Origin of the sequence: Thalassobaculum sp., assembly GCF_040219615.1 — a bacterium.
GTDB lineage: Bacteria > Pseudomonadota > Alphaproteobacteria > Thalassobaculales > Thalassobaculaceae > Thalassobaculum_A.
On record NZ_JAVJSE010000008.1, the window covers coordinates 58,405 to 71,118 of the forward strand.

General features: G+C 69.3%; 15 protein-coding genes. 10 read left to right on the forward strand and 5 right to left on the reverse strand.

The window, feature by feature from the left end; translation table 11 throughout:
- Positions 1-26 precede the first annotated feature (26 nt).
- Positions 27-755 (reverse strand): flagellar basal-body rod protein FlgF, encoded by a 729-nt coding sequence (flgF, locus tag RIC31_RS03345; protein ID WP_350103158.1) that lies wholly within the window; start codon positions 753-755, stop codon positions 27-29.
- Between the two features lie 359 nt (positions 756-1,114).
- On the opposite strand from flgF, the gene RIC31_RS03350 reads away from it, so the two are divergent.
- The 9 genes from RIC31_RS03350 (at position 1,115) to RIC31_RS03390 (ending at position 10,094) form a co-directional block, all read left to right on the forward strand.
- Positions 1,115-1,648: a flagellar basal body-associated FliL family protein gene (locus RIC31_RS03350; protein WP_350103159.1), complete on the forward strand. Its 534-nt coding sequence runs from the start codon at positions 1,115-1,117 to the stop codon at positions 1,646-1,648.
- A 10-nt stretch (positions 1,649-1,658) separates the two neighbouring features.
- Complete coding sequence (gene fliM / locus RIC31_RS03355; protein WP_350103160.1) at positions 1,659-2,684, forward strand: flagellar motor switch protein FliM; 1,026 nt, start codon at positions 1,659-1,661, stop codon at positions 2,682-2,684.
- A gap of 76 nt (positions 2,685-2,760) precedes the next feature.
- Entirely contained in the window at positions 2,761-3,276 is a 516-nt protein-coding gene (locus RIC31_RS03360) for a DUF6468 domain-containing protein (protein ID WP_350103161.1), read from the forward strand.
- A 2-nt stretch (positions 3,277-3,278) separates the two neighbouring features.
- Positions 3,279-4,157: a MotE family protein gene (locus RIC31_RS03365; RefSeq protein WP_350103162.1), complete on the forward strand. Its 879-nt coding sequence runs from the start codon at positions 3,279-3,281 to the stop codon at positions 4,155-4,157.
- 110 nt (positions 4,158-4,267) lie between these two features.
- Positions 4,268-4,654 (forward strand): response regulator, encoded by a 387-nt coding sequence (locus RIC31_RS03370; protein WP_350103163.1) that lies wholly within the window; start codon positions 4,268-4,270, stop codon positions 4,652-4,654.
- Positions 4,655-4,678: 24 nt separating this feature from the next.
- On the forward strand, positions 4,679-5,107 hold the full coding sequence (locus RIC31_RS03375) for a hypothetical protein (protein ID WP_350103164.1): 429 nt from the start codon (positions 4,679-4,681) through the stop codon (positions 5,105-5,107).
- Positions 5,108-5,119: 12 nt separating this feature from the next.
- A complete protein-coding gene (locus RIC31_RS03380; protein ID WP_350103165.1) occupies positions 5,120-5,761 on the forward strand; it encodes a hypothetical protein in 642 nt (213 codons plus the stop codon).
- The gene (locus RIC31_RS03385) at positions 5,758-6,513 is read left to right on the forward strand and encodes an OmpA family protein (RefSeq protein WP_350103166.1); all 756 of its coding nucleotides are present in this window, start codon (positions 5,758-5,760) and stop codon (positions 6,511-6,513) included. Before RIC31_RS03380 ends, RIC31_RS03385 begins: the two co-directional genes overlap by 4 nt.
- Entirely contained in the window at positions 6,510-10,094 is a 3,585-nt protein-coding gene (locus tag RIC31_RS03390; protein ID WP_350103167.1) for a tetratricopeptide repeat protein, read from the forward strand. Before RIC31_RS03385 ends, RIC31_RS03390 begins: the two co-directional genes overlap by 4 nt.
- Positions 10,095-10,189: 95 nt before the next feature.
- Here the strand turns inward: RIC31_RS03390 and fliP are convergent, their stop codons facing one another.
- The 4 genes from fliP to RIC31_RS03410 are packed head-to-tail and all read right to left on the reverse strand — an operon-like array spanning position 10,190 to position 12,088.
- Positions 10,190-10,999, reverse strand: coding sequence for a flagellar type III secretion system pore protein FliP (gene fliP / locus RIC31_RS03395; protein ID WP_502989901.1), 810 nt, complete (start codon positions 10,997-10,999; stop codon positions 10,190-10,192).
- Positions 10,996-11,313 carry a FliO/MopB family protein gene (locus RIC31_RS03400; RefSeq protein ID WP_350103168.1) on the reverse strand — a complete coding sequence of 106 codons (318 nt, stop codon included), beginning with the start codon at positions 11,311-11,313 and terminating at the stop codon, positions 10,996-10,998. The genes fliP and RIC31_RS03400 overlap by 4 nt, the downstream gene beginning before the upstream one ends.
- A gap of 53 nt (positions 11,314-11,366) precedes the next feature.
- Positions 11,367-11,717 carry a hypothetical protein gene (locus RIC31_RS03405; protein ID WP_350103169.1) on the reverse strand — a complete coding sequence of 117 codons (351 nt, stop codon included), beginning with the start codon at positions 11,715-11,717 and terminating at the stop codon, positions 11,367-11,369.
- Entirely contained in the window at positions 11,714-12,088 is a 375-nt protein-coding gene (locus RIC31_RS03410) for an EscU/YscU/HrcU family type III secretion system export apparatus switch protein (RefSeq protein WP_350103170.1), read from the reverse strand. Before RIC31_RS03410 ends, RIC31_RS03405 begins: the two co-directional genes overlap by 4 nt.
- Before the next feature lie 184 nt (positions 12,089-12,272).
- Between RIC31_RS03410 and flgB the strand changes: the two genes are divergently transcribed.
- Positions 12,273-12,686: a flagellar basal body rod protein FlgB gene (gene flgB, locus RIC31_RS03415; RefSeq protein WP_350103171.1), complete on the forward strand. Its 414-nt coding sequence runs from the start codon at positions 12,273-12,275 to the stop codon at positions 12,684-12,686.
- The last annotated feature ends 28 nt before the right edge of the window (positions 12,687-12,714 follow it).

Below are 12,714 nucleotides of genomic sequence, written 5' to 3' on the forward strand. Positions count from 1 at the left end.
GATGCTCCGCGGTGGAGCAGCCTCAATCAGAAGCCTTGCATGGGGCGTGCCAACTTCTGGATCATCGCTTCCTGGCGCTTGTCCTCGCGGTCGATGATGTTCTTGACCGACTCGTAGGCGCGCGAGACTTCGATCAGCTGGGTCATCTCCGCCACACCGCTTACGTTGGAGCTCTCGACCATGCCCTGCATGACCCGGCTCCGCTCCGGCGGGTTCGGGGTCTGGTCCGTCTGGAACATGCTGTGGCGGGTCTTCTTGAGCGCGCGCTGGTCGTCGAACTCGTAGACCGCGACCCGGCCGACCTGCTGGTCGTCCATCTGGATCGAACCGTCCTCGCTGATCGTGAGGCCGCTGCCGGTGCCCGGCACCACGATCGGGTTGCCCTGGGGGTCCATGACCACATAGCCCTGCTGGGTCACCAGCCGGTTGTTGCCGTCGAGCGTGAAGGTGCCGTTGCGCGTGTACTGGATGGCCTCGCCGTCGTCGACCTGGAAGTATCCCGGCCCGTTGATCGCGAGGTCGAAGGTGTTGTTGGTGACCATCAGGCCGCCTGCCTTGTGGTCGGTGGCGGTTCCCTGGTCGATCACGAAGTCCATCTTGGTGGTGAACGGCACCTTCTCGGAATACGCTTGGTAGACCATCATCTCGCGCTTGAAGCCGGTGGTGTTCATGTTCGCCACGTTGTTGGCGACCACCGACATCTGGCGGCGCAGTGCGGTCTGTCGCGACAGGGCGATGTAGATCGGGTTGTCCATGACTCGCTCCGTACCCTCGATGACGCTTCGTGCCGGTTCGCCCGGTGTTTCCGGAAAGCCTCCATGCAGGGGGCGTGCCAGTTCCGGAGCCGCGGCTTCCGCGGGGACCGGCCGCCGCGGCCGGCGACCGGGCACGGACTGCCCGGCAGAAGTTTCCGGCGACCGGCAATGGGGGTATCGCACCGCGGGCCGCGGGCCCATATCCAGGGGGCTCGGGCCTGCCGCCGGGACGGCTTCGGCGGGCGCGCTTTCGAAGTGGCGGGCGATCCGGTAAGATTCACCGAGTCGGCATCGCCCTTGCAGGGGCAGGTCCGGCACGGCGGCACGGTTCCGACGGGCCGGGACGGACGGAGACTGGAATGGCCGAAGATGCGCTCGACGACATCGAAGGTGTCGGCGACGGACCCGAAAAGAAGCGGATCAGCGGCAAGCGGCTGATCATATTCGGCGCGATCCTGCTGCTGGTGCTGATCGGCGGCGGGGTCGGCGCGGCGTTCATGCTCGGCCTGTTCGGCGGCCAGGAGCCGCCGCCGGCCGAAGAGGGAGCCGCGGCACAACCGGCACCGCCGCCGCCGCCCTCGTCGCAGCGGGCGTTCTTCTTCGAGGTGCCGGATCTGATCGTCAACCTGAACACCAGCGGCCGGAAGTCGACCTTCCTGAAGATTAAGATCGCCCTGGAACTCGAGAGTCCCCAGGACGTCGATCGGATCAACGACGTGCTTCCCCGCATTGTGGACAACTTTCAGGTCTATCTGCGCGAGCTTCGGGTCGACGACCTGAACGGCTCGGCTGGAATGTATCGGCTGCGCGAGGAGTTGCTGCGCCGGGTGAACATCGCGGCGCGTCCGGTCAAGGTCCGCGACGTGCTGTTCAAGGAAATGCTGGTCCAATAAGGCGACTGTGATGGCGACAAACGACGATCTCGCGGCTGAATGGGAGTCCATGGGGGACGACGACGGTGAGGACGTCGGTTCCGCACGGGTCCTCAATCAGGACGAGATCGACAGCCTGCTGGGCTTCGACGAGGCCGGCGCCGGCGATTCCGACACCTCCGGCATCCATGCGATCGTCAACTCGGCGCTGGTCTCCTACGAACGCCTTCCGATGCTGGAGGTGGTGTTCGACCGCCTCGTGCGCATGATGTCGACCAGCCTGCGCAACTTCACGTCCGACAACGTCGAGGTCTCGCTCGACAACATCACCTCGATCCGGTTCGGCGACTACCTGAACTCGATCCCGCTGCCCGCCATGCTGTCGGTCTTCAAGGCCGAGGAATGGGACAACTTCGGCCTGCTGGTCGTCGACTCCGCGCTGATCTACTCGATCGTGGACGTGCTGCTCGGCGGCCGCCGCGGCACCGCGGCGATGCGGATCGAGGGCCGGCCCTACACCACGATCGAGCGCAACCTGGTGGAGCGCATGGTCAACGTGGTGCTGAGCGACCTGTCGGCCGCCTTCGACCCGTTGAGCCCGGTCACCTTCCGGTTCGACCGGCTGGAGACCAACCCGCGTTTCGCGACCATCGCCCGGCCGGCCAACGCGGCGGTGCTGGCGCGGCTGCGGATCGACATGGAGGACCGTGGCGGCCGGCTCGAGCTGATGCTGCCCTACGCCACGCTGGAGCCGGTGCGCGAACTGCTGCTGCAGATGTTCATGGGCGAGAAGTTCGGCCGCGACTCGATCTGGGAGACCCACCTGGCCAACGAGTTGTGGAACACCGAGGTCGAGCTCGACGCGGTGCTGGACGAGATCGTGATGTCGCTGAACGACGTGCTGAACCTGAAGCCGGGCAGCCGGATTCTGCTTAACGCCATCCCGACCTCGACCATCGACATGCGTTGCGGCAACGTCTCGCTGTTCAGCGGCAAGATGGGGCGCAAGAGCGGCAACATCGCGGTGCGGATCAGCAACCGACTGCGCAAGATGTGACGAGGCGCGATGTGACGAGGCCAGCCAGGGTGAAGCGCGTCGAGGTCGGGCAGGCCGGGACAGGAAAGGTCGCCGGATGAATCTCGACCTGGGGCTCAATCTCCTGCTGATCGTGTTGCTGCTGCCGACCGTGGTCTACGTCGTGCTGCTGCAGCGGCGCCTGGCATCGCTCCGCGCCGACCGCGACGCGGTCGACGCGGTCGTCGAGCGCATGAACGAGGCGACCCGGCGGGCCGAGGCGAGCCTCAAGGGCATCCGGCAGGCGGCCGAGCAGGCCAAGGTCACGCTGGACGAGCCGGTTGCCCGCGCCCAGGCGCTGCGCGATGAGCTGACCTATCTGGTGCAACGCGCCGACGCCGCCGGCGACCGGCTGGCCGGTGGGATGTCGAGTGCCGGCGAGGCGACGGCCGCCCCGTCGCCGGCCGCCCCGTCGCCGGCCGCCCCGGGGACGGCCGGACGCCCGCGGCCGGCGAGCCGGCAGCCGAGGCCGTCGGCCGGACACCCGTCGGCCGCAGCGCCGGAGAACGAGTCCGACGACGTTCGGTCGCAGGCCGAGCGTGATCTGATGAACGCCCTGAGGAACGTGCGCTGACCATGACCTACGACCGTCGAGGGCGCCGCGCGCCCAAGCCCGACGATTCGACGCCGGCCCCGGCCCGGGCTGTTCCGGCCGGTGCCGGCCGTCCCGCAAAGCCGGGCCTGACGAACCCGGCGGTGGCGGCCGCGGCCGCCGCCACGCCGAACGCCGCCCGCCTGGCGAAGGGCGGCAAGGCAGCCGCCGGACGGTCCGCGGGCAAGGTTCCGTCGCCGCGTCGCCGCGGCTTCGGTCCCCGGCTGCTGCCGTTGACCGCGCTGGCGGCGGCCCTCGTCCTGTCGGTCAAGGTCGGCGCTGTCTGGGAACGCCGCGCCGAAGTGCCGTCGATGTTCACCCTCGACATGGCGGTCTCGGTCGGCAGCCCGGCGGTGGCCGCCGGCGATGGAAAGATCGGGACGCTTCAGGTAGCGGCGGCCGACGACAAACCGGCCGCGTCGGGCGACGCAAAGGTCGACCCGTTCGCGCTCGGCAAGTCGCAGATCGAGCTGCTGCAGAGCCTGTCGGAGCGCCGCAAGGAGCTCGATGCGCGCGAGCGGGCGATCGAACAGCGCGAAGGCCTGCTGACCGCGGCCGAGCATCGGATCGAAAGCAAGATCGAGGAGCTCAAGGCGGTCAAGGCGGAGATCGAGGAGCTCATCAAGAAATACGACGCGCAGGAGGAGCAGCAGATCGCCGGCCTGGTGAAGATCTACGAGACCATGAAGCCGAAGGACGCGGCCCGAATCTTCAACGAGCTTGACATGGACGTGCTTCTTGAGGTCTTCGAGCGGATGAAGGCATCGAAGACCGCGCCGGTACTCGCCGACATGGACCCGGTGAGGGCCAAGGAGATCACCATGCGGATCGCCGAGCGCAAGAAGATGCCGGACATGAACTGACGGGCCTGCGGCGTTTACGACCGATTAACTGCTATCGCATAGCGTCTTGACGGGGACGAACCGGCGAGGGGTACCCCCAGGGCGAAAGGTTCGATTGGAGGACTAGGCATATGGCGGTCGATAAGAACATGGCGGTGCTCATCGTCGACGACTACAAGACGATGCTGCGGATTATCCGCAATCTGCTGCGCCAGATCGGCTTCAACAACGTCGACGAGGCTTCCGACGGGGCTACAGCGCTGCAGAAGCTGCGGCGCGACACTTTCGGTCTGGTCATCTCGGACTGGAACATGGAGCCGATGACCGGTCTCCAGCTTCTGAAGGAAGTACGGGCCGACGAGAAGCTGCGCGGTACCCCGTTCATCATGGTGACCGCGGAAAGCAAGACCGAGAACGTGATCGCGGCCAAGAAGGCCGGGGTCAACAACTACATCGTCAAGCCGTTCAACGCCGCGACGCTCAAGACCAAGATGACCGCCGTCCTGGGCGAGTTCTAGGGACGGCCAGGCGGGAGCGGAGGCATGACGGTCGAGACCGCCAGCGCTTCCGGGCGTGCCCGCGCTGAAATCGAATCCATCGACCGCGAGCTTCAGGAAGCTTTCGACAGGATCATCGACGCCGTCGAGCGGGTCATGACCGCGACCGAGGCGATGGCACCCGATCTCACCGCCGGCATCAATGCCGCGGTCACGGAGATCCTGGAGGCCTCAAGCGTCCGCGACATCGCCGGCCAGCGCCTGACCGCGGTCCGGGTCGCCGTCGACCGCCTCGAAGCGGACGGCACCCGGAATGAAGGCAGCCCCGAAAGAAAACGTGACAAATCCGCGAAAGTAGGGGAAAAACAGGATCGCGGGTCGGCTTCGGAAAGCGGGTTGCTCAACGGTCCCCAATTGCCCGGTGCAGCCAGAACCCAGACGGAGGTCGATGCGCTGTTCGACAAACTCGACTAGGCGCGCATGTCCTTGTCCCGGCAAACGCCTCGGGAGCCCGACAAGGGGGCCAGCCAGCCGCTGTTCCTCAGCCTGTTCCTGCTCCTGCTGGCATTTTTCATCCTCCTGAACGCGCTTTCGACCATCGAGCCGGGGCGGAGCGATCGCGTGCTCGAAAGCGTCCAGCGGTCGTTCACCGCGGCGCTGCAGTCGCGTTTCGGCGACAGCATCCTGGAGGCCGACCCTGGCCAGGCGATCGGCGAGTCGACCCGGGCGCGCATCGGCGCGATCTTCCAGCAGACCCTGCCGGTCGCCCGTGTCACCGTGGAGCCGGACGGCAACCCGATCTACGTGTCGGCGCCGGTGGCACGGGTCTACGCACCGGGGGCCGGCGGACTGACCCCGGTCGGCGAGCAGCTGGCCCGGCAACTGGCGCCGTTGCTGGCCTCGCCACCGGCCGGCTCGGTGATGGAACTCGACATCCTGTTCTCGATGCCGGCCGCCGAGCGTGGCGCCGGACGCCTGGCGCGCGCCGGCTCGGTTGCCGACCTGGCCGAGGGGTTCGCCCGGCTGGGCATCGATCCGGCGCTGATCGCCGCCGGCCTGGAGCCGGGGCAGACCGACACGGTGAGGTTCGTGTTCCGGACCCGCCCGGGCGGGGAGGTCGCGCGGTGACGCTGTCGAATGTTCGCTCGAACGTGACGGCGCATGAGCGCAAGCTGGGCCGGCGAGCCGGCCGGAAATACGGCGGCGGGCCGAGCTGGCTCGTCACGCTTGTCGATTTGGTGTCGCTGATGCTGGCATTCTTCGTCATGCGCTTCGCGATGACCACGATCGACTCCCCCAGCTTCGACGCGACCGCCGCGTCGATCTCCGTCGCGCTCGGCAAGACCGTCACCACCGTCGAGGAGTCGGCGCCGCCGCAGCCTCTGGGGGTCGAGACCGAGCGGCGCGGGCCCGGGTTCCGGCTGAGCTACCTGGAGCCCCTGCTGGCGGCCAAGCTGGCGCGCGATCCGGTGCTGCGGTCAGCCCGGATCGAGCGGTCCGGCGACCGGCTGGTTATCGGCCTGCCGTCGGATCTGCTGTTCGAGACCGGTCAGGCGAGCCTGACCCCCGCGGCCGGGATGTCGGTCGCCGAGCTCGCCACCGCACTGACGACCCTGCCCAACCGCATCGAAGTAGTCGGCCATGCCGATCCGCGGCCGATGGCGGGCGGCGGGCCGCTCGGCTCGAACCGCGCGCTGTCCCTGGCCCGTGCCGACGCCGTGGCGGTGGCCCTGGTGGAGGCCGGGCTGCAACGCATGCCGCTCGCCGCCGGCATGGGCGACAGCCGGTTCTATGCCGTCGAGCCGACCGCCCCGATGGATCGGCGCTACGCGCTGGCCCGGCGGGTCGAGGTCGTGGTGCTGCCGGAGCGTGGGCCATGACGACGGCGCTTCGTGTGGTCCTGGCGGCTCTGCTGGTGGCCGCGATGGCGTCGACCAGACCGGCCGCTGCCGACCCGGTCGGCGTGCTCGGGGCCGCGGAGAACGGTTTCGACCGCCTGATATTCGCGTGGCCGGGGCCGGTCCAGTACTCGGCCGAGCGGTTCGGCGACGCGCTGGTCATCCGGTTCTCCCGGCCGATCGAGGGACCGGTCGCCGAGGCGGCGGCGGGGCTCGGCCAGTTCGTGCGTGGCGCCCGGATCGGCAGCGACGGCCGCAGCGTGGTGGTCGAGCTGACCGGCAACCACCGGATGCGCACCGACCGGAGCGGCAACCAGGTGATCGTCGACCTGATGGCGCGCGGCACCGATCCGGCACCGGCACCGGTGGCATCCGCGCCGCCGGCTGCACCGCCCGCGGCTTCGGCTCCCGCTGCTTCGGCCCCCGCTGCTTCGGCCCCCGCTGCTTCGGTCCCGGCACCGCCCGCCGCGCCGGCGGCCGATGCCCAGGCGCCGTCGCTCGGGATTCGGATCGGGCGCCATCCGGACTATGACCGCATCGTGTTCGACTGGCCGCAGCCGGTCGAGTTCCAGGCGCAGACGGCCGATGGCGAAGCCCGGATCCGGTTCGACCGCCCGGCCCGGATCGACGATGCGGGGGTCCGTCGGGATCTGCCGGAGCCACTGCGCGGGTTTGCGTCCCAGACCTCGGGCGACGCGGTTGTCGTGACGGTCCCGGTCCCGCCGGGCCGCTCGGTCGACGCCTTCCGTTCCGGTTCGAAGGTGGTGCTCGACATCCGGCGTGACGGCAAGGGAAGGGTGGCTGCGGCCCCGGCCGCCGCGCCGCCGCCGGCCGCCGCCCCCGCTCCGGCGACGCCCCCGGCGACGGTACCCCAGGCATCGGCCCCCACGGCGGCAGCACCGACGGCGGCAGCACCGGGGACCGGCGTGCCGCCGGCTCGTGCTGCCGGAACGCCGCCGACCGCCCCGGCATCGGCGTCACCAGGATCCGACGCGGCTCCGCCGCCGCGAGCGGCGCCGACGCCGCCGCTGGCCGAAGCCCCGGCCGGGCTGCCGCCTGCCGGTGGGGTCGGGACGGGCACGGCCATGACCGTGCCGGCCGGCGTCTCCGAGCCGCAGCCGCGTGGCGGCGGGGTGACCTTCGCGAATTCCAGTCCCGGCAGTATCAGCGGGCCGCCGCTCAGGATCACGAGCACGACCGCCAACGACACGTTGTCGATGCGGTTCGAGTGGCCCGAGCCGGTCGCGGCGGTGATCTTCGCGCGCGCCGGGCATATCTGGGCGGCGTTCGACCGGGAGGTGACCTTCGATCTGTCGGGCATCGCCGCCGGCGGCAATCAGATCGTCGGCCAGCCGCAGCAGATCCCGGTGGATCCCGGATCGGCCCTGCGGATACCCGTGGTCGAGGGCGTGAATCCGCGGGTCTGGCGCGACGGCAACGCCTGGGTGCTCGACCTGCAGCCGCAGGCGTCCCGTCCGGACGTGCCGCTGCGGGTCGACGCCCAGATGGTCAGCCCGCAGGGGCCGCGCCTGTTCGTGCCGGTCGAGGGCATCGGCCGACCGATCGTGGTGCGGGATCCGGAGGTCGGCGACGGTCTGTTCATGGTCCCGATCACGCCGCTGTCGCGCGGCATCGACGGCGAGCGAACCTACCCGGAGCTGTCGATCCTGGCCTCGGTGCAGGGCGTGGTGGTGCGGCCGCGACTGGACGAGGTCGAGGTGCGGGTCCTGCCCGATGGGGTCGCGGTGACGGTCGACGGCGGCCTGCTGCTGTCGGGACCGACGCAGCACGCCGGCGACGATGCCTTCTCGGGGCGTCGCTTCGACGGCCTTCCGGCCGGACTTCCGCCGGGCCGGATCTTCGACATGAGCAACTGGCGCCTGGGCAGCGAGGCCGAATTCCTCGACCGGCGCCAGGCTCTGCAGCTCCGGATCTCGGAGGCGACCAGCATTTCGCGTAGCGGGCCGCGACTGGAACTTGCGCAGTTCTATTTTGCCCGGGGCCTCGCCGCCGAGGCGATCGGCCTGCTCCGCACCATCGAGCAGTCCGACGAGGATCTGGCCAAGCGCCCGGACGTCAAGGCGCTGCGCGGTGCCGCGGACTTCATGCTGGGGCGCTACGAGGAGGCCGAGGCAAGCCTGTCCGACCCGGCCCTGAACGGCTATTCCGAGGCCGAGCTATGGCGCGGGGTGGCGACGGCGGCCCAGGGCAAGTGGAACGAGGCGGTCGAGCATTTCGCCCGGGCCGGCGAGATCCCCGGCGGCTATCCCCGCAACTACACCACCGAGCTGGCGCTGCTGGCGGCCGAGGCGGCGATCCGGGCCGGCGACTTCCGGGGCGCCGGGTCGTTCCTCGACGTGGTCGCCGAGGGGGCGCCGACGGCCGGCGAGAAGGCCCGTCTCGACTTCCTGCGGGCGCGCGTGCTGCAGGCCTCCGGGGACGTGGAGACGGCGCTGGAGATCTGGCGACGGCTGGCGGACGGCGAGGACCGCTGGGCGCGGGTCCGCTCGGAACGGGCGTTGATCGAGTTCGACCTCGAGGAAGGGCGGATCTCGCCCAAGGAGGCGGCGGACCGCCTCGACCAGTTGCGCTATGCGTGGCGCGGCGACCGCCTGGAGTTCGAGCTGCTGCGCGAACTCGGCCAGCTCCGGCTCGGCGAGAACGACTACGAGGCCGGCCTGGACGCGTTGCGCCAGGCGGTGACCTTCTTCCCGAACAATCTCGAGACCAAGGAAGCGGCGCAGGAGCTGACGAAGGCGTTCAGCGACATCTTCACCCGCGGCGCGGTGGAGGGCATGACGCCGTTGCAGGCACTGGGGTTGTACGACGCGTTCCGCGAACTGACCCCGGTCGGTCAGGCCGGCGACAAGATCATCGAGGGCCTCGCGGACCGGCTGGTGCGCGTCGACCTGCTGGACCGCGCGGCGCGCCTGCTGGACCGTCAGGTCAAGTTCCGGCTGCAAGGGGTGGAGAAGGCCCGGGTCGGGGCGCGGCTCGCGGTGATCCATCTGCTCGACCGGCAGCCGGATTCCGCCATCAAGGCGCTGGACGAGAGCGTGGCTCCCGGCCTCAGTGATCCGCTGGCGCAGGAGCGCCGCCGCCTGCGGGCCCGCGCGATCTTCGAGCTGGGCGACGCCCAGGGCGCGCTGAAGCTGCTGGAAGGCGACAAGTCGCGCGAGGCCGACCTGCTGCTGTCCGACATCTACTGGCGCAGCCAGAACTGGGTCGAGGCGGCCAAGGTGTTCCGCCGGCTGGTCGGCAATGCCGGGCTGGACGGATCGCGGATCAAGCCCGACGCCGCGCAGTTCATCCTGAATTGGGCGGTGTCGCTGTCGCTGAGCGACAACGGCGAAGGCCTGAACCGCCTGCGCCAGCTCTACGCCAACCAGATGGACAACACGCCGTACCGCGAGGCCTTCCGCCTGATCACCAACAACACCAGCGGTCAGCCGGACGACTTCATGAAGCTGACCGAGCGGTTCGAGGAGATCGGCCGCTTCCAGGCGTTCCTGTCGAGCTATCGCGACAAGCTCAAGGAAGGCACGCTGAGCGCGACCAACTGACCGGAACGGCGACGGCTTCTCCGGGAACCCGATCCCAGCCGTCGAAGCGGCTCGATCGGCGATTCAGCCTCAGGTCATTTGAGGCACGACCTTCCCTAAGGCCCGACCCCGAAGCTGCGCACCAGGCTGCCGGCGACCATGTACCAGCCGTCGACCAGCACGAAGAACACCAGCTTGAACGGCAGCGAGATCACCGCCGGCGGCACCATCATCATGCCCATCGACATGAGGACCGAGGCGATCACCATGTCGATGATCACGAACGGCAGGTAGAGCAGGAAGCCAATCTCGAAGGCGCGCCGCAGCTCGCTGATCATGAAGGCCGGAATCAGCACGTGCAGCGGCGCGTTCAGCCCGCTCTCCGCCGGACCGACCTGGGCCATGTCCTCGAACAGCCGCAGGTCCTTGTCGCGCACCGTGCGAAGCATGAAGCCCCGGAACGGCTGGGCGACCGCCTCGAACGCCTCGAACTCGTCGATGCGCTCCTGGATCAGCGGCTCGATGCCGTTGGTCCAGGCCTCCTTCAGGGTCGGGGTCATGATGAAGCCGGTGAGGAACAACGCCAGGCTGATCACCACGATGTTTGGCGGAGACTGCTGGGTGCCGAGCGCGGTCCGCAGGAGCGACAGCACCACCACGATCCGGGTGAACGACGTCACCATCACCAGCAGGCCCGGCGCCAGCGACAGGATGGTGATCAGCATGACCAGCTGGATCAGCCGGGCGGTGGTCGATCCGCCGGCTTCGCCCAGATCCAGGGTGAGTGACTGCGCGGTCGCCGGTCCGCTCCACAACGCGCCGGCCACGGCCAGGCCGCCGAGCGCGATGGCCACGGCCAGGACCAGCCGGGCGGAGCCGAGCCGGGCGAGGCCTGCGCGGGCGGTCGACAGCAGCCGGAACGTCACGGGGCGGCTCCAGGGTCGGTGGCGGTCAGCGCCGCGTCGAACGAGGCCTTGGCCGGGATTCCGGCCTCGACCACCACGTCCCGGTCCGGGCCGATCAGCAGCAGGTGCTCGACATCGTCACGGCGCACCAGGACCAGGCGATGGCGGGCACCGAGCGACCGGGCCTCGACGACCGCCAGCCTGCCGCCCGGACCGGAACGGCCGAGGCCCAGGCGCTGGGCGCCGTACTGCCGGGCCAGCACGTACAGCAGTCCGATCAGGCCCAGGACGAACAGCAGGGCGAAAACGGTACGGAGATAGTCACCGAGATCCATCGACCGATTGTCCGCCTCCCGCGGCACCCTGCCAAGCCTGAGGGCTCCGCGTCTCAGAAACCCCGACGGCGTCGAGCCGCGGCGCTGCCGTAGGCGGCGGCGGCCCGTCGTGCGGTGCCGGCATCCGGCGGCGAATCGCCCGTACCGACGGTGGCCCGAAGTCGCTCGGCGGCCTGGTCGAGGGCGGCGATCAGCCCGGCGAGCGGTTCGGACAGGGCCCGCGCCTCGGCGCCGGGAAGCGACTGGGCGGCGGTGCACAGCCGGACCACGCGCTGCTCGAGCTCGACCCGCGTCGCCGGATCGGCGGCGCCGTCGGGGGTGCCGAGCCGATGGATCGCCGCCTGCAGCTCGGCGACCTCGGCCGCCAGGGCGGCGCGGTCCGTTCCGTCCCGGGCGCCGGTCACGGCATGTCCTCGCCGGCGGTCCGGTCCGGGGTCGGCAGCGCGCCGTTCATCCGGTAGACGTAGGTGAGGATCTCGGCGACGGCGGCGAACGCCTGGAGTGGAATTTCGCAGTCGACCTCGACCACCTCGAGGATCTGCGCGAGATCCGGGTCGGTCCGGACCTTGATGTCGTTGTCGAAGGCCAGGCGCAGGATCTGCTCGGCGACCTCGCCATAGCCCTTGGCGACCACCGTCGGGGCATGGTCGGAACCGATGTCGTGGCTGAGCGCGATCGCCACCTTGCGGTCGCGGTCGTGCCGGTCGCGCGCAGGGGGCCGTTCCCGGGCAGCGGAAGGTCGGGCAGGCGAAGGTCGGGTGGGGCGGTTGGTCATCGTCGGCTCCGATCCTGTCCGACTATATCGCGTGGCGCAAAGCTTGGCACGGTCGCTGGCAGGAGCGGTTGGCACGGTCATTGCTTTTGGTTCTGCGAGGCCGCTGGAGCCGCACGGTGCCACGGCCGGTTCGACAAAAGAAGCAATTTTAGATAAATTGCTTTTCAAACGACGGGGTAGGGTGATGGATCTCTCGAACATGTCGCTGTTCAAGATGGCCCGGCAGAAGATGGGCTGGCTCGGCCAGCGCCAGGCGGTCCTGGCGCAGAACATCGCCAACGCCAACACCCCGGGATACCGCTCCAAGGAGCTCGAGGCCCTGAAGTTCAACCACGAGCTTCGGAAACTGTCGCCGGTGCGAATGGCGGCGACCTCGGGCGAGCACCTGAACGGCACCGTCACCCCGCCCGACCACCGGGTCGAGAAGGTGCGGTTGAAGGATGTCTACGAGGTCAACCCGGACGGCAACTCGGTGGTGATGGAAGAGCAGCTCATGAAGCTCTCCGACAACCAGATGCAGTACCAGCTGGCCACGAACATCTACCAGAAGAACCTGAAGATGCTCCGCATGGCCCTGGGTACCCAGGGTCAGGGCTGACGCCGCCGACGTAACAGGAGAGTCCCGC